The organism is Klebsiella sp. NPDC088457 (assembly GCF_044900465.1).
In the GTDB taxonomy this organism is placed as follows: Bacteria; Pseudomonadota; Gammaproteobacteria; order Enterobacterales; family Enterobacteriaceae; genus Klebsiella.
In genome coordinates, this window is the sequence record NZ_JBJDNH010000025.1 from 20,640 (window position 1) to 43,198 (window position 22,559).

At 56.8% G+C, this 22,559-nt stretch carries 18 protein-coding genes; 5 read left to right on the forward strand and 13 right to left on the reverse strand.

The genetic code is table 11. The features are described 5' to 3' along the window. Nucleotides 1–2: 2 nt before the first annotated feature. The 3 genes from lolE to lolC are packed head-to-tail and all read right to left on the reverse strand — an operon-like array spanning nucleotide 3 to nucleotide 3,140. The gene (gene lolE / locus ACI2JR_RS16775) at nucleotides 3–1,247 is read right to left on the reverse strand and encodes a lipoprotein-releasing ABC transporter permease subunit LolE (RefSeq protein ID WP_132726793.1); all 1,245 of its coding nucleotides are present in this window, start codon (nucleotides 1,245–1,247) and stop codon (nucleotides 3–5) included. Beyond that, complete coding sequence (gene lolD, locus ACI2JR_RS16780) at nucleotides 1,247–1,948, reverse strand: lipoprotein-releasing ABC transporter ATP-binding protein LolD (protein ID WP_132726796.1); 702 nt, start codon at nucleotides 1,946–1,948, stop codon at nucleotides 1,247–1,249. The genes lolE and lolD overlap by 1 nt, the downstream gene beginning before the upstream one ends. Beyond that, the gene (gene lolC / locus ACI2JR_RS16785; RefSeq protein ID WP_462479019.1) at nucleotides 1,941–3,140 is read right to left on the reverse strand and encodes a lipoprotein-releasing ABC transporter permease subunit LolC; all 1,200 of its coding nucleotides are present in this window, start codon (nucleotides 3,138–3,140) and stop codon (nucleotides 1,941–1,943) included. Before lolC ends, lolD begins: the two co-directional genes overlap by 8 nt. Nucleotides 3,141–3,573: 433 nt before the next feature. Between lolC and mfd the strand changes: the two genes are divergently transcribed. Together mfd and ACI2JR_RS16795 are read left to right on the forward strand one after the other, a co-directional pair. Continuing rightward, a complete protein-coding gene (mfd, locus tag ACI2JR_RS16790; protein ID WP_462479020.1) occupies nucleotides 3,574–7,020 on the forward strand; it encodes a transcription-repair coupling factor in 3,447 nt (1,148 codons plus the stop codon). 172 nt (nucleotides 7,021–7,192) lie between these two features. Beyond that, a complete protein-coding gene (locus ACI2JR_RS16795) occupies nucleotides 7,193–8,155 on the forward strand; it encodes a L,D-transpeptidase family protein (RefSeq protein ID WP_462479021.1) in 963 nt (320 codons plus the stop codon). A 493-nt stretch (nucleotides 8,156–8,648) separates the two neighbouring features. Here ACI2JR_RS16795 and bhsA read toward each other — a convergent pair whose 3' ends face one another. Beyond that, nucleotides 8,649–8,906 carry a multiple stress resistance protein BhsA gene (bhsA, locus tag ACI2JR_RS16800; protein WP_004860548.1) on the reverse strand — a complete coding sequence of 86 codons (258 nt, stop codon included), beginning with the start codon at nucleotides 8,904–8,906 and terminating at the stop codon, nucleotides 8,649–8,651. Nucleotides 8,907–9,159: 253 nt separating this feature from the next. Here bhsA and ACI2JR_RS16805 point away from each other — a divergent pair, with 253 nt between their 5' ends. Beyond that, complete coding sequence (locus ACI2JR_RS16805; RefSeq protein WP_132726804.1) at nucleotides 9,160–9,795, forward strand: TetR/AcrR family transcriptional regulator; 636 nt, start codon at nucleotides 9,160–9,162, stop codon at nucleotides 9,793–9,795. Between the two features lie 259 nt (nucleotides 9,796–10,054). Further along, complete coding sequence (locus ACI2JR_RS16810) at nucleotides 10,055–12,241, forward strand: TonB-dependent siderophore receptor (protein ID WP_462479022.1); 2,187 nt, start codon at nucleotides 10,055–10,057, stop codon at nucleotides 12,239–12,241. Between the two features lie 48 nt (nucleotides 12,242–12,289). On the opposite strand, the gene ACI2JR_RS16815 is transcribed toward ACI2JR_RS16810, so the two are convergent. The 8 genes from ACI2JR_RS16815 to hinT form a co-directional block, all read right to left on the reverse strand. Further along, the gene (locus tag ACI2JR_RS16815; RefSeq protein WP_132726809.1) at nucleotides 12,290–12,829 is read right to left on the reverse strand and encodes a glycine zipper 2TM domain-containing protein; all 540 of its coding nucleotides are present in this window, start codon (nucleotides 12,827–12,829) and stop codon (nucleotides 12,290–12,292) included. A 261-nt stretch (nucleotides 12,830–13,090) separates the two neighbouring features. After that, nucleotides 13,091–14,395: an NAD(P)/FAD-dependent oxidoreductase gene (locus tag ACI2JR_RS16820; RefSeq protein WP_462479023.1), complete on the reverse strand. Its 1,305-nt coding sequence runs from the start codon at nucleotides 14,393–14,395 to the stop codon at nucleotides 13,091–13,093. 234 nt (nucleotides 14,396–14,629) lie between these two features. After that, nucleotides 14,630–15,172 (reverse strand): alpha/beta hydrolase YcfP, encoded by a 543-nt coding sequence (gene ycfP / locus ACI2JR_RS16825; RefSeq protein ID WP_132726818.1) that lies wholly within the window; start codon nucleotides 15,170–15,172, stop codon nucleotides 14,630–14,632. A 35-nt stretch (nucleotides 15,173–15,207) separates the two neighbouring features. Further along, nucleotides 15,208–16,218, reverse strand: a complete 1,011-nt coding sequence (nagZ, locus tag ACI2JR_RS16830; protein WP_462479025.1) for a beta-N-acetylhexosaminidase — start codon at nucleotides 16,216–16,218, stop codon at nucleotides 15,208–15,210. 23 nt (nucleotides 16,219–16,241) lie between these two features. Then, the gene (gene thiK, locus ACI2JR_RS16835) at nucleotides 16,242–17,069 is read right to left on the reverse strand and encodes a thiamine kinase (RefSeq protein WP_462479026.1); all 828 of its coding nucleotides are present in this window, start codon (nucleotides 17,067–17,069) and stop codon (nucleotides 16,242–16,244) included. After that, the gene (gene lpoB, locus ACI2JR_RS16840; RefSeq protein ID WP_165905672.1) at nucleotides 17,050–17,685 is read right to left on the reverse strand and encodes a penicillin-binding protein activator LpoB; all 636 of its coding nucleotides are present in this window, start codon (nucleotides 17,683–17,685) and stop codon (nucleotides 17,050–17,052) included. Before lpoB ends, thiK begins: the two co-directional genes overlap by 20 nt. 21 nt (nucleotides 17,686–17,706) lie before the next feature. Further along, a complete protein-coding gene (locus ACI2JR_RS16845; RefSeq protein WP_132726830.1) occupies nucleotides 17,707–18,081 on the reverse strand; it encodes a YcfL family protein in 375 nt (124 codons plus the stop codon). A gap of 3 nt (nucleotides 18,082–18,084) precedes the next feature. Further along, on the reverse strand, nucleotides 18,085–18,441 hold the full coding sequence (gene hinT, locus ACI2JR_RS16850; RefSeq protein ID WP_041144975.1) for a purine nucleoside phosphoramidase: 357 nt from the start codon (nucleotides 18,439–18,441) through the stop codon (nucleotides 18,085–18,087). A gap of 359 nt (nucleotides 18,442–18,800) precedes the next feature. On the opposite strand from hinT, the gene fhuE reads away from it, so the two are divergent. Beyond that, nucleotides 18,801–20,975, forward strand: a complete 2,175-nt coding sequence (fhuE, locus tag ACI2JR_RS16855) for a ferric-rhodotorulic acid/ferric-coprogen receptor FhuE (protein WP_462479045.1) — start codon at nucleotides 18,801–18,803, stop codon at nucleotides 20,973–20,975. Nucleotides 20,976–21,107: 132 nt separating this feature from the next. On the opposite strand, the gene ptsG is transcribed toward fhuE, so the two are convergent. Then, entirely contained in the window at nucleotides 21,108–22,541 is a 1,434-nt protein-coding gene (gene ptsG / locus ACI2JR_RS16860) for a PTS glucose transporter subunit IIBC (RefSeq protein ID WP_132726836.1), read from the reverse strand. Between the last annotated feature and the right edge of the window lie 18 nt (nucleotides 22,542–22,559).

Consider the following 22,559-nt stretch of genomic DNA (forward strand, 5'->3'; position numbering starts at 1 on the left):
AATTACTGGCCACTCAGCACCCTCGCCGGGTCAATGCGGCTGGCGCGGCGGGCGGGATACCAGCTGGCCAGCAAACTCAGCAACAGTGCCGTCACCAGCACATAAATAACATCCAGCCAGTGCAGTTCAGACGGCAGGAAGTCAATAAAATAGATGTCGCCGGACAGGAATTTGTGCCCAATCAGATATTCGAGGCCGTTAATGATAGCGGTCAGGTTCAGCGCGCACACCACGCCAATCACCACCCCGATCAGGCTACCGACCGAACCGGCAAGTAAGCCATACCAGACGAAAATCGCGCGGATCAGGCCATCTTTCGCCCCCAGGGTCCGCAGCACCGCGATATCGCCGCTCTTATCTTTCACCGCCATCACCAGCGTGGAGACGATGTTAAAGCAGGCCACGCCGATCACCAGCACCATCGCGAGGTACATGATGGCGCGGATCATCTGAATATCACGATACATATACCCGTAAGTGCCGATCCAGCTCTTAATATAAACGTAGCTGTTGGTCACCTCGCCCGCATCGCGCACCAGCGTGTTGGCGTGGAATACATCGGTGACTTTAATCGCAATCCCGGTCACGCTGCTACCCATATCGAGATACTGTTGGGCATCAACCATCGGGATCATGGCAAAACTGTGATCGAGCTGGCCGCTCAGCTGCAAAATCCCGCTCACATGCAGCCTGACGCGCTTCGGCTGCAGGAGCTGATGTTCGGCATCGGAATTGGGGATCATGATGGAAACCCAGTCGCCCTGCTTCACGTGCAGGGCGTCCGCCACCCCTTTCCCCAGAATGACCTGCTGCTCGCCTGCTTTAAAGCCGGCCCAGGCATTATTCTGCACAAAGTCAGGGAGCGAGCTCAGGCGGCTCTCCTGCTGCGGATCGACCCCTTTCACCTGAATCGCCCGCATATTGCTGCCGCTTTCCACCAGACCGGTAAAGTTAATATAAGGCGCGGCGGCAACAATGCCTTTCACCTTTTCAACCTTCGCCAGCGCCTCATTCCAGTTGTTCCACGGCTGCTTGACCGGCTCGATTTCGCCATGTGGAACCACCGCCAGGATGCGGTTATTCAGCTCGCGTTCGAAACCGTTCATCGCGCTGAGGCCGACGATTAACACCGCCACCCCGAGCGCAATGCCGATTGTCGAGATCACCGAAATCAGCGACACCATGCCGCCGCGTCGCCGCCCGCGGCTAAAGCGCAGGGCAATCAATAACGATAACGGAGAAGTCATTACCTGGCCCCCATCAGGGTCAGTTCCGCGTTCAGGTGACCATCACGCATCTCCAGCTGGCGGTTCAGCCGTTGTGCCAGCTGCAGATCGTGGGTGACCACCAGGAAGGCGGTACGCTGGGCAACGTTCAGTTCCCCCAGCAGCTGGAAAATACTGTCGGCATTGCGGGCATCAAGGTTACCGGTCGGCTCATCCGCCAGCACCAGACGCGGCTTGTTCACCAGCGCGCGGGCAATCGCCACGCGCTGCCGCTCACCGCCGGAAAGTTCTGACGGGCGATGGTTGCTGCGGTGTTCAAGTCCCACCGCATGCAGCATCGCTTTCGCCTGACGCTCAATGTCCGAGGCTTTCTGTTTGCCAATCAGCAGCGGCATCGCCACGTTTTCGAGGGCGCTAAAATCGGGCAGCAGGTGGTGGAACTGGTAGATGAACCCCAGCTCACGGTTGCGCAGGTCGGCGCGGGCGGCGGCCGAAAGCTTGCTCATCGACTGCCCGGAGAAGATCACCTCGCCGGAAGTCGGCGTGTCCAGGCCACCGAGCAGATGCAGCAGCGTACTTTTACCGGAACCTGACGTCCCGACAATCGCCATCATCTCCCCTTCTTCAATGCTGAAGCTGACATTGTGCAACACGTCCGTTTGCACGTTGCCTTCCTGATAGCGTTTGCACAGATTGTCGCATTGCAGCAGGATCTTATTCATAACGTAAAGCCTCAGCGGGTTGAGTGGCGGCAGCGCGCCAGGAAGGATACAACGTTGACAACAATGCCAGCACCATCGCCACCAGCGCGATAATCGTCACCTGTAGCGGTTCGATCGCGACCGGCAGCGCGGCGCCGTCAAGGAACGCGCCGATAATCGGCATTAAATTATTTAACTGGCTGGCGAGCAGCACGCCGAGCCCGGTGCCAAGCAGCGCGCCGACTATCCCGGCGCTGGCCCCCTGCACCATAAACACCAGCATAATCTGCCGCGGCGTCAGCCCCAGGGTTTGCAGAATCGCCACCTCGCCCTGTTTTTCCATCACCATCATCCCCAGGGAAGTGATGATGTTAAACGCGGCAACGGCGATGATCAGACTCAGCAGCAGACCCATCATATTTTTTTCCATGCGCACGGCCTGGAACAGTTCGCCTTTGCGTTCGCGCCAGTCCTGCCACTTCGTGCCCTGCGGCAGGGCCTGCTGGCTGAGGGTATCGACCTGCAGCGGCTGATTGAGCCACAGACGCCAGCCGGTAATGTTGCCCAGCGGATAGCGCATCAGGCGCGAAGCGTCATCGATATTGCTCAGCATCTGATAGCCGTCCACTTCGCTATTGGCGGCAAAGGTGCCGATGACGTTAAACAGACGTTGGCTGGGCACGCGGCCCATCGGCGTGAACTGGCTGGCGGAAGGCACCATCACGCGGATCCGATCCCCGCGATTGACCCCTAGCTGGCCGGCCAGCTGCTCGCCAAGAATGACATTATATTTCCCGGCCTGCAGATCGCTTTGTTTGACATTGACAAGGAACGGCGTCAGCGGATCTTTTTGCGCCGGGTCGATCCCCAGCATCACGCCGACCGCCACGCTACGGGCGCTTTGCAGTACCACATCCCCGGTGGTTAAGGGTGCGACCCGGGTGACCCCCTGCAGTTTGACGGCGATTTCCGGCAGCTGCTGCGGGTTAACCGAGCCCTGCTGGGCGCTAAGAATGGCCTGCGGCATCAGCCCCAGGATGTTGTTCTGCAGCTCACGCTCGAAGCCGTTCATGACCGAAAGCACGGTGACCAGCGCCATCACGCCAAGCGTAATGCCGATGGTGGAAAGCCAGGAAACGAAACGACCGAAGCGGTCGGCTGCGCGCCCGCGCATGTAGCGAAGGCCGATAAAGAGTGCGGCAGGTTGATACATGTAATCCATCTGGTTGCTGATAGCCGATGCACGAGTATATATGGCATAGCACAACGCGTAAATCACTGAAACGGTAAGTTTTTGTCGCGAAGGGGTAAAAAAGTAAATATAAATCAATTAGATATTTAATTCACCGGCGCTTATCTATCAGAATCTTTCACCGTGACGGCACATCCCGCCGTCATTGCGGTTGGCGAATTCTGGCCAATCGCGGATAATCATCGACATTGAATATCAGCGATTTGCCCCTATATCGTAGAGCGAATCACCCGGAGCCTATTTAGTAGGCGTACATTGTTGCAGCCAGTTTGGCGCGGGCAACGCTTCGATTCCGGCAGCGACACGCCGTACGAAGGACGTTTCAACACGCCCGGCGCAAATGGCAAATAAAATAGCCTAATGGGATAGGCTCTAAGGGATCCTGACAACCGCTATGCCTCAACAATATCGATACTCACTGCCGGTCAAACCCGGCGATCAGCGGTACCTCGGCGAATTAACCGGCGCGGCTTGCGCCACTTTAGTTGCAGAAATGGCCGAGCGTCACGGCGGACCGGTAATACTCGTCGCCCCTGACATGCAAAATGCCCTGCGCCTGAATGATGAAATCCGCCAGTTTACCGACAGCATGGTGATCGGCCTCGCGGACTGGGAAACGCTGCCGTACGACAGCTTCTCGCCGCATCAGGACATTATCTCTTCCCGCCTGGCGACCCTGTATCAATTACCGACCATGCAGCGCGGCGTCCTGATCGTCCCGGTCAGCACCTTGATGCAGCGCGTCTGCCCGCATAATTTCCTCCACGGCCATGCGCTGGTGATGAAAAAAGGTCAGCGCCTGTCGCGCGACGGCCTGCGCACGCAGCTGGATAGCGCCGGCTATCGTCACGTGGATCAGGTAATGGAGCATGGTGAATATGCTACCCGCGGCGCCCTGCTCGATCTGTTCCCGATGGGCAGCGATCGGCCTTATCGCCTCGATTTCTTTGATGATGAAATCGACAGTCTGCGTCTGTTCGACGTCGACAGCCAGCGCACGCTGGAAGAGGTGGAAGCCATCAACCTGCTGCCCGCGCATGAGTTCCCGACCGATCAGACCGCGATCGAGCTGTTCCGTAGCCAATGGCGCGATCGCTTTGAGGTCAAACGCGACGCCGAACATATTTATCAGCAGGTCAGTAAAGGCACGCTGCCGACCGGTATCGAATACTGGCAGCCGCTGTTTTTCAATGAACCGCTGCCGCCGCTGTTCAGCTACTTCCCGGCGAATGCCCTGATCGTTAATACCGGCGATCTGGAAGCCAGCGCTGAACGTTTCCAGAATGAAACCCGCGCCCGCTTTGAAAGCCGCGGCGTGGACCCAATGCGCCCGCTGCTGCCGCCGGAACAGCTGTGGTTGCGTATCGATGAGCTGTTCGGCGAGCTGAAAAAATGGCCGCGCGTGCAGTTAAAAACCGAGCGGCTGGCTGACAAAGCGGCCAATACTAACCTCGGCTATCAGAAGCTGCCGGATCTCTCGATTCAGGCCCAGAATAAAGCGCCGCTGGACAACCTGCGCCGTTTTCTCGAAGCCTTTACCGGCCCGGTCATCTTCTCGGTCGAGAGTGAAGGCCGCCGCGAAGCGCTGGGGGAGGTGCTGGGGCGGATTAAAATTGCGCCGAAACATATACTGCGGCTGGAAGAGGCAACTGCCGCCGGCCGCTATTTAATGATTGGCGCGGCTGAACACGGGTTTATCGATACTCAGCATAATCTGGCGCTGATTTGTGAAAGCGACCTGCTGGGCGAGCGCGTGGCGCGCCGTCGCCAGGATTCACGCCGGACGATTAACCCCGATACCTTAATTCGCAACCTGGCGGAGCTGCATATCGGCCAGCCGGTGGTGCACCTGGAACACGGCGTCGGCCGCTATGCCGGGATGACCACCCTCGAAGCTGGCGGCATCAAGGGCGAATACCTGATGCTGACCTACGCCAACGACGCCAAACTGTATGTCCCGGTCTCCTCGCTGCACCTGATTAGCCGCTATGCCGGCGGAGCGGAAGAGAGCGCGCCGTTGCATAAACTCGGCGGCGACGCCTGGGCGCGCGCGCGGCAGAAAGCGGCAGAGAAAGTCCGCGACGTGGCGGCGGAACTGCTCGATATTTACGCCCAGCGGGCGGCAAAAGCGGGCTTCGCCTTTAAGCACGATCGCGAACAATATCAGCTATTTTGTGACGGTTTCCCCTTCGAGGCCACCCCGGATCAGGCCCAGGCGATTAACGCCGTGCTCAGCGATATGTGCCAGCCGCTGGCGATGGATCGTCTGGTCTGCGGCGACGTTGGCTTCGGGAAAACCGAAGTGGCGATGCGCGCCGCCTTCCTGGCGGTAGAGAACCATAAACAGGTCGCGGTACTGGTGCCGACCACCCTGCTCGCTCAGCAGCACTTCGACAACTTCTGCGACCGCTTCGCCAACTGGCCGGTACGTATTGAAATGCTGTCGCGTTTTCGTAGCGCCAAAGAGCAGGCGCAGATCCTTGAGCAGGCGGCGGAAGGTAAAATCGATATTCTTATCGGGACCCACAAGCTGCTGCAAAGCGAAGTTAAGCTGCGCGATCTCGGCCTGCTGATCGTCGATGAGGAGCATCGCTTCGGCGTACGTCACAAAGAGCGGATCAAAGCGATGCGCGCCGATGTCGATATCCTGACGCTGACCGCCACGCCGATTCCGCGGACCCTGAATATGGCCATGAGCGGCATGCGCGACCTGTCTATTATCGCCACGCCCCCTGCCCGCCGCCTGGCGGTGAAAACCTTCGTCCGCGAGTACGACTCGCTGGTGGTTCGCGAAGCGATTCTGCGTGAAGTGCTGCGCGGCGGCCAGGTCTACTATCTCTATAATGACGTGGAAAACATCCAGAAAGCGGCGGACCGTCTCGCCGAGCTGGTACCCGAAGCGCGGGTTGCCATCGGGCATGGGCAGATGCGCGAGCGCGAACTGGAACGGGTGATGAACGATTTCCACCACCAGCGCTTTAACGTACTGGTTTGTACCACCATTATTGAGACCGGGATCGATATCCCGACCGCCAATACCATTATCATCGAGCGCGCAGACCATTTCGGTCTTGCCCAGCTGCACCAGCTGCGCGGGCGCGTCGGGCGTTCACACCATCAGGCCTATGCCTGGCTGCTGACCCCGCACCCTAAGGCGATGACCACCGATGCGCAAAAGCGTCTGGAAGCGATCGCCTCGCTGGAAGATCTCGGCGCCGGATTCGCCCTGGCCACCCACGACCTCGAAATCCGCGGTGCCGGGGAGCTGTTGGGCGAGGACCAGAGCGGGCAGATGACCACCATCGGCTTCTCGCTGTATATGGAGCTGCTGGAGAATGCCGTTGATGCCCTGAAAGCCGGGCGCGAGCCTTCGCTGGAGGATCTCTCCAGCCAGCAGACCGAAGTCGAACTGCGAATGCCGTCACTGCTGCCGGACGATTTTATCCCCGATGTGAATACCCGCCTCTCGTTCTATAAGCGGATTGCCAGCGCGAGGAATGAGCACGAGCTGGAGGAGATCAAAGTCGAGCTGATTGACCGCTTCGGCCCGCTGCCGGATGCGGCGAGAAACCTGCTGGATATCGCCCGTCTGCGTCAGCAGGCGCAGAAACTCGGGATTCGTAAGCTGGAAGGCAATGAAAAAGGTGGAGTGATTGAGTTCAACGAGAAGAACAACGTCAACCCGGTGTGGCTGATTGGCCTGCTGCAAAAACAACCGCAGCACTTCCGTCTGGATGGCCCAACGCGGCTGAAGTTTATGCAGGATCTCGGCGAGCGTAAAACGCGGATGGAGTGGGTGCGTCAGTTTATGCGTCAGTTAGAAGAGAACGCCGCCGCATAATCTCCGCGAAGGATACGGCGTTTTCTGCCGTATCCTTTTCTTTCCGCCAGCCCTCCTGCATCGACACATCTGGTAAACTTTACAAATATTTTGCAATTCACCAGGATTTCCCCACATCCTCGCCACGATAATTGATGTCTGTTTCCGCATAAAAAATAATCCCTTACTGATTATGATAATCTCTATATCGCGTATTTCACTCTGGCTGGCGACGATCGCCGTCGCCGCCTTACTGGCGCTCCCCGCGCGCGCCAACACCTGGCCTTTACCGCCCCCCGGTAGCCGGGTTGTCGGGCAAAACCAGTTTCATGTCGTGCAGAATAACGGCGGCTCGCTGGAAGCCATCGCCAAAAAGTACAACGTCGGCTTTCTGGCGTTGCTGCAGGCGAACCCTGGCGTCGACCCCTATGTTCCGCGTGCCGGGAGCGTGCTGACGATTCCGCTCCAGACTCTGCTGCCGGATGCGCCGCGCGAAGGTCTGGTTATTAATCTCGCCGAGCTACGGCTCTATTATTACCCACCGGGCAAAAACGAGGTCACCGTCTACCCTATCGGTATCGGCCAGCTGGGCGGCGACACCCTGACGCCGACGATGGTCACCACCGTCTCCGACAAGCGGGCTAACCCGACGTGGACGCCAACCGCCAATATTCGGGCACGTTATAAAGCAATGGGGATTGAGTTACCCGCCGTGGTGCCTGCCGGGCCGGATAACCCGATGGGCCATCACGCCATTCGTCTCGCGGCTTACGGCGGGGTCTACTTGCTGCACGGCACCAATGCCGACTTCGGCATCGGCATGCGCGTGAGCTCCGGCTGCATCCGCCTGCGCGACGACGACATCAAGACCCTGTTTAATAAAGTTACCTCAGGGACTAAGGTCAATATCATCAACACGCCGGTGAAGGTGTCCGTTGAGCCGGACGGGACGCGGCTGGTCGAGATCCATCAGCCGTTGTCCAAACGCCTGGACGACGATCCGCAGACCTTGCCGATTATCCTGAACAGCGCGATGGAAGCCTTTAAGCAGGCATCGGGGACGAATCAGGAAGTGATGAACCGCGCCATCGAGCTGCGCTCAGGGATGCCGGTTGACGTTACCCGCCACCATCGCGGCAGCGAATATGCGCTGTAAGCGCGTCATGGTGGAAATAAAAAACCGCGCTTGAGGCTAATGCCGGTCGGATGGACAAAAGTTTTTGAACGACGTTGACGTCGCCCCCGAAGGGGTGAGCCCCAGGGTCGGGTGAAACCGGCCCCGGGCCGTTCACCTGCACCGCCGGAAACAGAAATATGCGGGACTCATGGTGAATGGAATATTCCACATCACGAACCACAAATACTATGCTTCGCCCAAACCACCGTTTACCGGCATCACGCAAGCCCACAACAAACCATAAAAATATGCCGGCCATTTTAAGTGGCCAGCATGACCCGTTAAGGCGTTTTTTTATGGGTATAAAACGAACAGGTTAAACGATATGGCGACGCGTCGCGGAGCCCATAAAGGGGTGAGCTCCGCTTCGCGTCTGTGGCATAACAGGGGATAACGTACTGCTTACTTACCGCGCGCTGATAAAGGGGTCAGGGCGCGTTTTGTCAGTGGCATGACAGGGGGACAACGACACTTATTTGTAGATAACCGCGGTCCCGTGCAGGGTGTTAGGACCGGTTACGGAAGTAATACGGAAAGAGGTGGCGCCCATTTCTTCCGCTTTCTGCGCCAGCTGGTCTTCCAGCGAGCCCAGGTTAGTCCCGGCAGAGGCGGAAACGGTACCAATTTTATGTTGGCCAGCCGGAGTGGATTGCACTTCAACGGCAGCAAAACTGGCGAAAGAGAGAGAGCTCAGCACGGCGGCTAGCGTCAGCGTTTTGATGTTTTTCATGATTATTATACCTATGCAGATGATTTTTTTAGTAGGGTCGCAAGAATTAACTTAACGATCGATAGGTAAATAATAATGTGACCTGCATCACACGTCAACAGATTTTTATAACGACCGTTCATTTATTCATAAACAACTTAAAATTCATATATATATGAATTATTTATTTTTGCGGGTTCTGTGCTGGTAGCCAGCAGCGTTTATTTTTATAATGCCCTTTCAACAAACCAACAAAGATAGGTACAGCGGCATCATGACAACTGACGTTCAAAGTTGCACAAAAAAAAGCCGTGGCCGACCTAAAGTGTTCGACAAGGAAGCGGCGCTGGATAAGGCCATGGCACTTTTCTGGCAACACGGCTACGAGGCAACTTCTCTTGCCGATCTGGTGGAGGCGACCGGGGCAAAAGCTCCGACGCTGTACGCTGAGTTCGTCAATAAGGAAGGGCTATTTCGCGCGGTCCTGGATCGCTATATTTCGCGTTTTGCCGCTAAACACGAAGCGCTGCTGTTTGCCGAGGAAAAATCGGTCGACCAGGCCTTGCGGGACTATTTCACCGCCATCGCCACCTGTTTCACCAGCAAAGATACGCCGGCGGGGTGCTTTATGATCAACACCTCGGCGGCGCTGGCTGCCTCTTCTACCGATATCGCCAATACGATTAAGTCCAGACACGCGATGCAGGAACAGACGCTGACCCGGTTCCTGCAGCAGCGGCAGCTGCGCGGCGAGCTGCCGGCAAACGGCGATGTGCGGCAGCTGGCGCAGTTCTTAAGCTGCGTCCTGCAGGGTATGTCTATCAGCGCGCGCGAAGGCGCTGATTTCGCTAAGCTGATGCAAATCGCCGAGACCACGCTGCGGCTGTGGCCCCAAATCCTCCAGCACTAATCTGCTTTGCCACCCGGTGGTAACCGCCATCGGGTTTGTCCCTTTCCTACGCCGTTAACCCCACTTTCTCTAATGTTTTCACATCGTTAGCTACGAATTTTGTTGTAAATGATATTGATAACAATAATCACTGCGTGCAGAATTCGCATTTAAGTTTTTCAGCTTATTTCAGGCTGTAACAATCGATGCCTTCCCGCATCGAGCATTAAAACAATATGACTTAAAACAACAATGCAGTTAACTCATAAAAGGAATGTGCATGAACAAGCGTCTCTGGGTGCTTAACCCACTGCTGCTCGCTACCGCCCTGCCCGTCTTTGGCGCACAGGCGGATGAAGAAAACCTCATCGTTAGCGCCAACCGTACCCACCGTACCGTCGCCGAGATGGCGCAAACGACCTGGGTTATCGAAGGCCAGGAAATTGAACAACAGGTTCAGGGCGGGAAAGAATTTAAAGATGTGCTGGCGCAGTTGATTCCAGGCATCGATGTCAGCAGCCAGGGGCGCACTAACTACGGAATGAACATGCGTGGACGGGCCATCGTGGTACTGATCGACGGCGTGCGCCTCAACTCCTCCCGTACCGATAGCCGCCAGCTCGACGCCATCGACCCGTTCAATATTGAGCATATCGAAGTCATTTCCGGCGCCACCTCGCTGTATGGCGGCGGCAGTACCGGCGGTCTGATTAATATCGTGACCAAAAAAGGCCAGCAGGAGCGCCATGTCGATCTGGAGCTCGGCGCTAAAAGCGGATTTGCCAACAGCAACGATCATGATGAGCGCGTGGCGGCGGCGGTGAGCGGCGGTACCGACCACGCTTCCGGGCGTTTATCGGTGGCTTATCAGCGCTTCGGCGGCTGGTACGATGGCAATAACGATGCGCTGGTCCTTGATAATACCCAAACCGGCCTGCAGCACTCCGACCGTCTGGACGTCATGGGCACCGGCACCATCGATATTGACGAAAACCGCCAGTTGCAGCTGGTCACTCAGTATTATAAAAGCCAGGGTGACGATTACGGCCTGTACCTCGGCAAGAACATGTCGGCAGTCACCGGCGACGGTAAAGCCTACACCACCGACGGTCTGAATTCCGACCGGGTGCCCAGCACCGAACGCCACCTGATTAGCCTGCAATATTCCGATGCCGACTTCTATGGTCAGAATCTGGTCAGCCAGGTCTATTATCGCGACGAATCGCTGACCTTCTATCCTTTCCCGACGCTAAGTAAAGGCGCCGTCAGCAGCTTCTCAGCGTCACAGCAGGATACCGACCAGTATGGCGCGAAAATCACCCTCAATAGCCAACCGCTGAACGGGTGGGACCTGACCTGGGGGCTCGACGCCGATCACGAAACCTTTAACGCTAACCAGATGTTCTTCGACCTCAACACATCGATGGCATCCGGCGGCCTGCACAACGATTCGATCTACACTACCGGCCGCTATCCGGGCTACAGCATCACCAACCTCGCGCCGTTCCTGCAAACCAGCTATGACCTCAACGATATCTTCACCCTCAGCGGCGGCGTGCGCTATCAGTGGACGGAGAACCGGGTGGATGATTTTGTCGGCTACGCGCAGCAGCAGGATGTCGCTAACGGAAAAGTGAACTCTGCCGATGCCATCCCGGGCGGCAAAACGGACTATGACAACTTCCTGTTTAACGCCGGGATTGTCGCCCATCTCACCGATCGTCAGCAGACCTGGTTTAACTTCTCGCAGGGCGTCGAGCTGCCGGATCCGGGGAAATACTACGGGATTGGTCAATACGGCGCGGCGGTCAACGGCAACTACCCTCTGCTGTCGAGCGTCAATGTCGGCGATTCGCCGCTGCAGGGGATCAAAGTTAACTCCTACGAACTGGGCTGGCGTTACACCGGTGATAACCTGCGTACGCAGCTGGCGGCCTATTACTCCACCTCGGATAAGACCATCGTCGTCAACCGCAGCGATATGACCATTGACGTCCAGTCTGACAAGCGGCGGATTTACGGCGTCGAAGGCGCGGTCGATTACTTCTTCGCGGATAGCGACTGGAGTACCGGGGCTAACTTCAACGTGCTGAAATCACAGGTGAAGAGTGACGGAAGCTGGCAGAAATGGGACGTCACCCTCGCCTCGCCATCGAAAGCCACCGCCTGGGTCGGCTGGGCGCCGGAGCCGTGGTCGCTGCGCGTGCAGACTCAGCAGGTCTTCGATATTAGCGATGCGGGCGGCAATAAGCTCGACGGTTACAACACCGTGGACTTTATCGGCAGCTATGCGTTGCCGGTAGGTAAGCTGACCTTTAGCATCGAAAACCTGCTGAATGAAGACTACGTCACCATCTGGGGCCAGCGCGCGCCGCTGCTGTACAGCCCGACCTACGGCAGTCCGTCTTTGTATGAATACAAAGGACGCGGGCGCACCTTTGGTCTGAACTATGCCGTGAGCTTCTGATAAAAAAAGCCCCTCAGCCTGAGGGGCTAATCGCATTCCACGTCTTTTTTACGCTTTGTTATTCAGAATGAGCTGGCCGTTGCTATCCAGCGGAATTTGCGTCCCGGGATCGTGCTCCATGCGGATTTTTCCCTGCTGATCGCCGATTTTATAGGTGACGTCATAACCCAGCATTTTATCCGACTTATCGTACACCGTTTTGCAGCGCTGCTGCGTGGTGGTGTAGGTATCGCCTTCCTGCATCGATCCCTGGATCTGGTTACCGGCGTAACCGCCGCCCAGCGCGCCAACAACGGTGGCCACGCTGCGGCCGCGACCGCCGCCGAACTGGTGACCGATAACCCCACCGGCTACGGCGCCGAGTACGGAACCGGCAATACGGTTTTCATCCTGCACCGGACGACGATGGGTTACCGTGACGTTACGGCATTCCTGACGCGGGGTCTTCACGCTTTCTTTTATCGGCGTGCTGGAGACCACCTGGGCATATTGCGGGCCCCGATCTAACACATTCAGACCAGCGACAGCTGCAACACCCAGCGCGGCAGCCACGCCAATCCCTATACCCGCCAACATTGATTTATTCACGGGGTATCCTCCCTTGTTGCTGATAGAGACAATTTTGCAGCCCACCCGGGAACCTTGCAAATCAGAAAGCGGATGAAAAATGCGAGGAAATGTAGCAAACGGACGGGATTCAGAGGAATCTGAGAGGATACAGCGGAAATAACAGAATGATGTTCTGAAGAAACGCCGGCGTCGCCGCGCTCGGCCGGGCCAGCATTTTACGGATTGTCCGCGAGCCCGGATTCGCCTGACGGCGCAATCCGGGAACGGAACCAACGGCTATCAGTGCAGTTTCAGACGCGGACGAATAATGCGGTTGATACGCCCCACCAGCATCATCAGACCGGTTTTACAATAACCATGCAGCGCAATCTGATGCATACGGTACAGAGAGATGTATACGAAGCGCGCAATACGCCCTTCAACCATCATTGAACCGCGCATCAGGTTGCCCATCAGGCTACCGACGGTCGAGTAGTTTGAGAGTGAAACCAGCGAGCCGTGATCTTTATAAGCATAGGATTTCAGCGGCTTACCTTTCATCTGCGCCAGGATATTATGCAGGGCGCAGGTCGCCATCTGGTGCGCCGCCTGAGCGCGCGGCGGAACAAATCCGCCTTCCGGACGCGCGCAGGAGGCGCAGTCGCCGATGGCGTAAATATCCGCATCGCGGGTCGTTTGCAGCGTCGGCTCCACCACCAGCTGATTGATACGGTTGGTTTCCAGACCGCCAATCTCTTTCATAAAGTCCGGCGCTTTAATCCCGGCGGCCCAGACCATCAGGTCAGCGTTAATAAACTCGCCGTCTTTGGTGTGCAGGCCGTTAGCATCCGCGCTGGTCACCATGGTTTTCGTCAGCACGCGAACGCCAATCTTCGTCAGCTCGCTATGCGCGGCGCTGGAAATACGCGGCGGCAGCGCCGGCAGAATGCGTTCGCCGGCTTCCACCAGGGTGACGTTCAGCGCTTCGTTGGTCAGCCCTTTGTAACCATAGCTGTGCAGCTGTTTCACCGCATTGTGCAACTCAGCGGACAGCTCAACGCCGGTCGCTCCGCCGCCGACGATAGCAATATTCACTTTCCCGTTAGCGCCGAGGTTGGCGGAGTATTTCAGGAACAGGTTGAGCATTTCCTGGTGGAAACGACGAGCCTGGTGCGGGTTGTCAAGGAAAATACAGTTTTCTTTGACGCCCGGGGTGTTGAAGTCATTAGAGGTACTGCCCAGCGCCATAACCAGGGTGTCATACGGCAGCTTACGTTCGGCAACCAGCAGCTCGCCTTTCTCGTCATGCAGCTCGGACAGGGTAATGGTTTTGGCTTCACGGTTGATATCCGCCACAGAGCCAAGCTGGAACTGGAAACCGTGGTTACGGGCATGTGCCAGATAGCTCAGCGCGTCTACACCTTCATCGAGTGAACCGGTCGCCACTTCGTGCAGCAACGGCTTCCACAGGTGGCTATGATTGCGATCCACCAGCGTGATTTTCGCTTTTTTGTTACGGCCCAGCTTTCTACCCAACTGAGTAGCCAGTTCCAGCCCGCCGGCACCACCACCAACGATTACGATTCTTTTCAATGGCGTAGTCACGTGACCCCCTAAAAGTATTAACCAATTGTTAATTAAAAGTTATATAAATAGCTCTTATTTAACAACAAGTTATCGCAGTGAAACCATTCAGCGAATTGAGAATACCATGAACGGGTCATTGGTCATACCAAAATTGATATGCATCAAGTTTTACCGCATATTTTTTGCACGGGCAATCACGGAATGGATAAAAAAAGCCCGTTGTCAGGAGAGACAACGGGCCGGGGGAGGCTATCAGCCAAGCGTCTTAAACGCTTTTATGCGCTGCAGGTGCGGGGAGATGTTTTTGAATTTATGGCTCTGCTCGCTATCCCAGATGATTTCATAATAATGATGCAGCAGATCAGCCGAACGCTGGCTGTTAAGCGCTTCATCCTGGCGGGAGAGGATCACCAGACAACGATCGCGATTCTTTTCACGGAAGTTATTCACGCACTTGGTGGCGATATCGGCATACTCTTCCGGGCGGTCGATCTTGCCTTCCATGTTTTCCGCAGGAAACAGGTTCGGGTTGAAAATGGCCTGGCGAATATCGCAAAGGAAACCAATCCGTTCCGCCCAGTAGCCGCCCAGGCCGACGCCGCAAATCAGCGGCCGATCGTCGGTGTTGAGCTGCAGCATTTTATCGACCTCTTTTAGCAGGTGCTGCATATCATGTTTTGGGTGCCGCGTACTGTAGCTTATCAACCGCACATCGGGATCGATAAACTGCAGCTGCATCACCTTCTCATGGTTACCAGGGCTGTTCGAGTCAAAACCGTGTAAATAAATAATCATCGCATCCTCACCAGACAACAACGCCCTTCAGGTCATTATGCCGACTTCGCCTCTTGCCAACGCGCATGGAGCTGCTCCAGCTGTGTGCTGACCCTCTTCCAACGGGCGGAGTCGCGCAATTCCTGACGGGTAAATGAACCTTTATGATACAATTTCGTAACACGCTCTGCTTTGATCGGCGACAGGTTATCCAGCACGCTGACCGCCCCCTTACGATTATTGCAGACCAGGATCATATCGCAACCCGCATCCAGAGATGCCTGCCCGCGTTCCGCGTAGCTGCCCATGATCGCCGCCCCTTCCATCGACAGGTCGTCAGAGAAAATCACGCCGTCAAAACCCAGCTCACCGCGCAGCACCGTCTTCAGCCAGTGCGCCGAGCCGCTGGCCGGACGCGGATCCACCTCGCTGTAGATAACGTGGGCAGGCATAATCGCATCAAGACGGTTTTCCGCCACCAGCGTGCGGAAGACCGCCATATCCCTGGCGCGGATATCGGCTTCAGGGCGCGGGTCGCGCGGCGTCTCTTTATGCGAATCGGCGCTCACCGCGCCGTGCCCCGGAAAGTGCTTACCGGTGGTTTTCATTCCCGCTTCGTGCATGCCGTCAATAAAGTGGCGGGCGATAGTCAGCGCTTTTGTCGGGTCCTCATGATAAGCCCGCTCGCCAATGGCGGCGCTAATGTGGCCGACATCCAGCACCGGAGCGAAACTGATATCGATGTCCATCGCGATCATTTCGCTGGCCATCAGCCAGCCGGCCTGGGCAGCCAGCGCGCCGCCTTCTTCCATCCCCAACAGCGCCGCAAAAGATTGTGCGGCCGGCAGACGGGTAAATCCTTCGCGGAAACGCTGCACGCGCCCGCCCTCCTGATCGACCGCCACCACCAGATGATTGCGCGAGGCCTCGCGGATCTGGCGAACCAGCTCACGCAGCTGCGCCGGATCGTGATAGTTACGGGTAAATAAAATCAGCCCGCCCACCAACGGATGCGCCAGAATCTCACGCTCTTCCGCATCCAGTTCAAAACCTTCGACATCCAACATTACCGGACCCACACTGACCTCTCTTATCCTTTTCGTTCTTTGTCTAACTGACACCATGTTTCATCTGCCAGCGTGATAAACTGCCGGTCGCCGGTCTGTTGCCAACGACGCTCGTACCAGCCGGCCATCAGCACCCCTACCCACGGACGCCAGCGCTGAATTTGCTGCCACAGCAGTTGCGCATCGAGGTGCGCCAGCCGCGCATATTCTGCCGCCAGCTGGCGCTGTTCTGCCCCTTCGACCCACACTGCCGCCAGCTCCAGCGCGATATCGCCATCACCAGCGTATTCCCAGTCAATCAGCCGCAGCCCGCCCTTCGTATGGACGATATTGCCGGCATGCACATCCATATGTAGCGGCGCCAGGCGTAAGGGGCGGGGCTCGCCGCGCCGTAACAACCGTTTATGCCAGCGTAGCCACAATGGCGTACGGCGCGCGCTATCGCACTGTAGCCAGTACTGCTCAAGCAGCGGAGCCAACGCGATGCGCCAGCCCAGGCGCGGCTGTCGGTGCAGATGATACAATAAGCCTGCCAGCTGCGGGCCGCGCGGAAGGGTGCTTTTCATCTCGCCGTCGCAATATTCCACCACCATCCAGCGGGGGGAATAGAAGTGTGGCGCAGGGACAATCGTCGCCGGCAGACGAGACAACGTACGGTACTGCCGGAGGAATGCGCTGGCGGGCGCCTGAGGATCGTGCGGCTGGCGTAGCACCAGCCGCCGGACACCGTCGCTGATAATACAGCTGCCGCCGCTCAGGCCACCGTGGCCCCGATCGACGACAGGCGAATAGCCGGGGAAAAAGCGCGACAAAACCTCATCGCGCGTTAGCTTATTGTTGCTGAACTGCACCTTTACCTGACCAGATAATCTCGCCAGTTTGTACCAGCATCAGTTGCATTTTCAGCTCAGGCGTATTGACGTTGCCGGTTGCGTTAGAGTACAGCACGTACTGGGCGCCCACGGTGCGGGCAATCCCCATCGCTTTGCTGCGGCTGCCGAGGCTGTCCTGCGGCGACAAACCCAGCTGCTGCTTCGCCACGCTCAGCTGCTGCGCTGACACCAGCGTAAATTTGCCATTTCCGCTCAACGCATTACGCAGCGCCGTGGTTGCTTCACCCGCATTTAGCGTGCCGTTAGTGCGGTTATTCACGCTGTCGACCAGCAGAATGCTCCCGGCGTTCACCCCGCCCGCCTGCAGCATTTGCCCGACCATCGGCTGTACCGCCGCATTCCAGTCATAATGACGCACGCGCGGTACCGGCTGCGCAGGCTGCTGCTCGTGCTCAATCGGCCCCGGCTGCGCGGGCACGGTCGGTACCGCCGGCACGGTCGGAACCGTTGGCTGCGGCTGCGCGGGCTGTTGAGGTTTCGGCTGCGCCTCCTCGACGGGGGCAGGCTCCTGGCGTTGCCCCACGCACCCGGCAAGGAATATCGCCAGTGCCGCGATTAACGCATAGCGACCCATTTTCATCATCACAATTACCCCTTACAGATAAAGATACAGGCGGGCCTTATGCGCCCCCAGAAGATTTGCGCTGCCGTACACGGTGACGGAAGAGTGCGCGGGCACCGTAATGCTGCGGGCCGGCTCCAGCGGATGCATTTCCAGACCTCTCACGTCATACCAGAAGAAGCGGTAATGCACGGTGATCGGCTCCTGTCGTTCATTAAACAGTCTGGAAGTAGCGGTGGCCTGAATCTCGGAAGCGGCCACCGACGGCGCATCGGCGCTGATTCCCGCCGCCAGCACGTTGGATTCCATCACCAGAGTCTGCTGTTCGCCGACGGGGATTTCCGCGCGAGAACCGCAACCGGCCAGGAGCGCTATCGCCAGAAGCGTGCCGAAATGAGCTGCGCGCATCGATTAGCCTTTATGTGCCAGCATGGGACCTAGCGGGCGGCCGCCCAGCAGGTGCATGTGGATATGGTAGACTTCCTGGCCGCCGTGGCGGTTACAGTTGACGATCAGGCGATAGCCATCGTCGGCAAGGCCTTCATCACGAGCGATTTTCGCCGCCACGGTCATCATCCGGCCCAGCGCCAGTTCATGTTCGGTGGTCACATCGTTGACGGTAGGAATCAGGATATTAGGGATAATCAGAATGTGGGTTGGCGCCTGCGGGGAAATGTCGCGAAAAGCGGTCACCAGCTCATCCTGATAAACAATATCCGACGGGATCTCCCGGCGAATGATTTTGCTGAAAATCGTTTCTTCTGCCATGACTGATTCCTTATTAATTTTTATACCGTGCTCTGGCCTGCCTCTGCAGATAAACGCGGATGCACAGGATTCGTTTAAGAGTATGAGCGAGTTACTCCCCCTCTTTCAACCTGAATGCGCTTTTTCTTATGCCGCAGTGGCGTTAGCTGCTGACGGATTAATCATATCGTTGCCTGCTCCTTTCGCCAGGAGGGTAAAATCCCGTTTCTGCCCTCTTCTTACTTCTGTTTACACAATAAATACAAATGCGTATATTTCTCATTTGTATTCATAATGAATGCGGTGCGCTTACAGACAAGGTACGACCGCGGCCATAGAGCCACGGCACATAACAATGACTTTTTGATTAAGGGCTTATGATGTCTCTCATTCTCCATTCCCGGGATCGGCGTATCGCGCCATCCCTGCTGGCCGTTGGTATTGCGCTGGCGCTCTCTTCCGCTCCCGGTTACGCCGCCGAGGATACCATCATTGTAGAAGGTACAACGGAAACGGGTTCTGACGCGCAGCAGCAGGATTACAGCGTCAAAACCACCACCGCCGGGACCCGGATGCCGATGATCCAGCGCGATATTCCGCAGTCGGTCAGTATTATCAGCGAACAACGCATGCAGGATCAGCAATTGCAAACGCTCGGCGACGTAATGGATAACACGCTCGGGATCAGTAAAAGCCAGGCGGACTCCGATCGCAGCAGCTATTTCTCCCGCGGTTTCGAGATAGACAACTATATGGTCGATGGTATTCCGACTTATTTTGAATCCCGCTGGAACCTGGGCGACGCCCTCTCTGATACCGCCCTCTTTGAGCGTGTTGAAGTCGTGCGCGGCGCAAACGGCCTGATGACCGGTACCGGTAACCCTTCGGCCTCCGTCAACATGATTCGCAAACATGCCACCAGCCGGGAGTTCACCGGTAACGTATCAGCGGAGTACGGTAGCTGGAACAAACAGCGCTACGTCGCGGATATGCAAAGTCCGCTGACTGAAGATGGCAACGTACGTGCGCGGATTGTCGCCGGCTACCAGAACAATGACTACTGGCTTGATCGCTACAACAGCGAGAAAACGTTCTTCTCCGGCATCCTGGATGCCGATCTGGGTGAAACCACCAGCCTTTCCGCAGGCTATGAATATCAACGCATTGATGTTAACAGTCCGACCTGGGGTGGGCTGCCGCGCTGGAATACCGATGGCAGCAAAACTCACTATGACCGCGCCCACAGCACGGCGCCGGATTGGGCCTATAACGATAAAGAATTCAATAAAATCTTTGTGACCCTGAAGCAACGCTTTGCGGATACCTGGCAGGCGACCCTGAATGCGACCCACTCCGAGGTCAAGTTCGACAGCAAAACAATGTACGTGGATGCGTATGTCAATAAAGAGACCGGCATGCTGGTCGGTCCATACAGCAGCTATGGCCCAGGCTATGACTACGTTGCCGGGACCGGCTGGAACAGCGGGAAACGTAAAGTCGATGCCGTGGATCTGTTCGCCGATGGCGGCTACGATCTGTTTGGCCGGCAGCATAATCTGATGCTGGGCGGCAGCTACAGCAAGCAAAATAACCGCTACTTCAGCGCATGGGCCAACGTCTTCCCGGATGAAATCGGCAGCTTCTACGCCTACAACGCTGGCGGCTTCCCGGAAACCCATTGGGATGCGCAGAGCCTGGCGCAGGACGATACCACGCGCATGAAATCCTTATATGCCGCAACGCGTATTTCACTGGCCGACCCGCTGTACCTGATTCTTGGCGCTCGCTATACCAACTGGAGTATCGGCACGCTGTCCTACACTTCCGAGAAGAATCACACCACGCCTTATGCCGGACTGGTTTACGACATCAATGATAACTGGTCGGCATACGCGAGCTATACCTCAATCTTCCAGCCGCAGAACGTCCGCGACGGCTCGGGCAAATACCTGACGCCTATCACCGGGAATAACTATGAGGTTGGCCTGAAATCAGACTGGATGGACAGCCGTCTGACGACCACGCTGGCCGTGTTCCGCATCGAACAGGATAACCTGGGTCAGTCTACCGGGACGCCGATTGCCGGCAGCAGCGGCGATATCGCCTATAAAACCGTCAATGGTACGGTGAGTAAAGGCGTCGAGTTCGAAATTAACGGCGCGCTTAGCGATAACTGGCAGATGACGTTTGGCGCAACCCGCTACGTTGCCGAAGACAACGAAGGTAAGGCGGTAAACCCGAACCTGCCGCGTACCAGCGTCAAACTGTTCACCCGCTACCGCCTGCCGGCGATGCCCGAGCTGACCGTTGGCGGCGGCGTCAACTGGCAGAACCGCGTCTATAAAGAGACCGACACGCCGTACGGTACCTTCCGTGCTGAACAGGGCAGCTACGCGCTGGTGGATCTCTTCACCCGTTACCAGGTCAGCAAAAACTTTGCCTTACAGGCCAATCTTAATAACCTGTTCGACAAAACCTACGATACCAACATCGACGGCTCTATTGTTTACGGCGAACCGCGTAACATCAGCATCACCGCCAGCTACCAGTTCTGACAGATCGTCTGCGCGTAAAGGGGTTGCCTTTACGCGCGCCTATTTAGCGGACCAAACCGGCTAACGAAACGCGGCCCTTCCGGACGTAAAAAAGGCAGCCATTCGGCTGCCTTAGTCTCCCCACATCACAACTTAGTTGCTGCGGATGTATTCATCCATTTCAGTTTTCAGGTTATCGGACTTAGTCCCGAAGATAGCCTGAACGCCTGAACCTGCAACGACCACGCCTGCGGCGCCCAGTTTTTTCAGGCCAGCCTGATCAACTTTCGCCACGTCAGCGACGCTCACGCGCAGACGAGTGATGCACGCATCGAGGTTAGTGATGTTGTCTTTACCGCCGAACGCCGCGATCAGTGCCGGAGCCATTTCGCTGGTCGCGCCTGCTTTGCTGTCTTCAGTCGTATCTTCGCGACCCGGAGTTTTCAGGTCCAGCGCTTTAATCAGCACGCGGAAGACGACGTAGTAGACGATCGCATAGCAGATACCGACAATCGGGAACAGCCACAGTTTGCTGCTGTTGCCAGACAGAACGATAAAGTCGATCAGACCGTGAGAGAACGATGTCCCATCACGCATACCCAGCAGGATACAGATCGGGAATGCCAGACCGGCCAGAATGGCGTGGATAACGTACAGAATCGGCGCAACGAACATGAAGGAGAACTCGATCGGCTCGGTGATACCGGTCAGGAACGAGGTCAGCGCTGCGGAGATCATGATACCGCCCACTTTCGCGCGGTTTTCTGGCTTAGCAGAGTGCCAGATGGCGATAGCAGCGGCCGGCAGACCGTACATTTTGAACAGGAAGCCGCCGGACAGTTTACCCGCAGTCGGGTCGCCTGCCATGTAACGTGGGATATCGCCGTGGAAGACCTGACCCGCCGCATTGGTGTATTCACCAATCTGCATCTGGAAAGGTACGTTCCAGATGTGGTGCAGACCAAACGGTACCAGGCAACGTTCAATGAAGCCGTAGATACCGAATGCCACAACCGGGTTCTGGTAAGCCGCCCACTGGGAGAAGGTCTGGATAGCAGAGCCGATCGGCGGCCAGATGAAGGAGAGGATCACACCGGTGAAAATAGCGGCCAGACCGGAGATAATCGGCACAAAACGCTTGCCCGCAAAGAAGCCCAGATACTCAGGCAGCTTGATGCGATAGAAGCGGTTAAACATGTACGCGGCGATAGCACCAGAGATAATACCGCCAAGTACGCCGGTATCCGCCAGATGTTTCGCCGCAATTTCTTCAGCAGGTAAATGCAGAACCAGAGGCGCAACGACCGCCATGGTTTTCACCATGATGCCGTAAGCAACGACCGCAGCCAGTGCGGATACACCGTCGTTATTGGTGAAGCCAAGCGCGACACCGATAGCGAAAATCAACGGCATGTTAGCAAAGACTGAACCGCCCGCTTCTGCCATCACGTGGGAAACTACGGCTGGCAGCCAGCTGAAGTTTGCGGAACCGACGCCCAGCAGGATACCTGCGATAGGCAGTACGGATACCGGCAGCATCAGCGATTTACCGACCTTCTGCAGGTTAGCAAATGCATTCTTAAACATAATTGAGAGTGCTCCTGA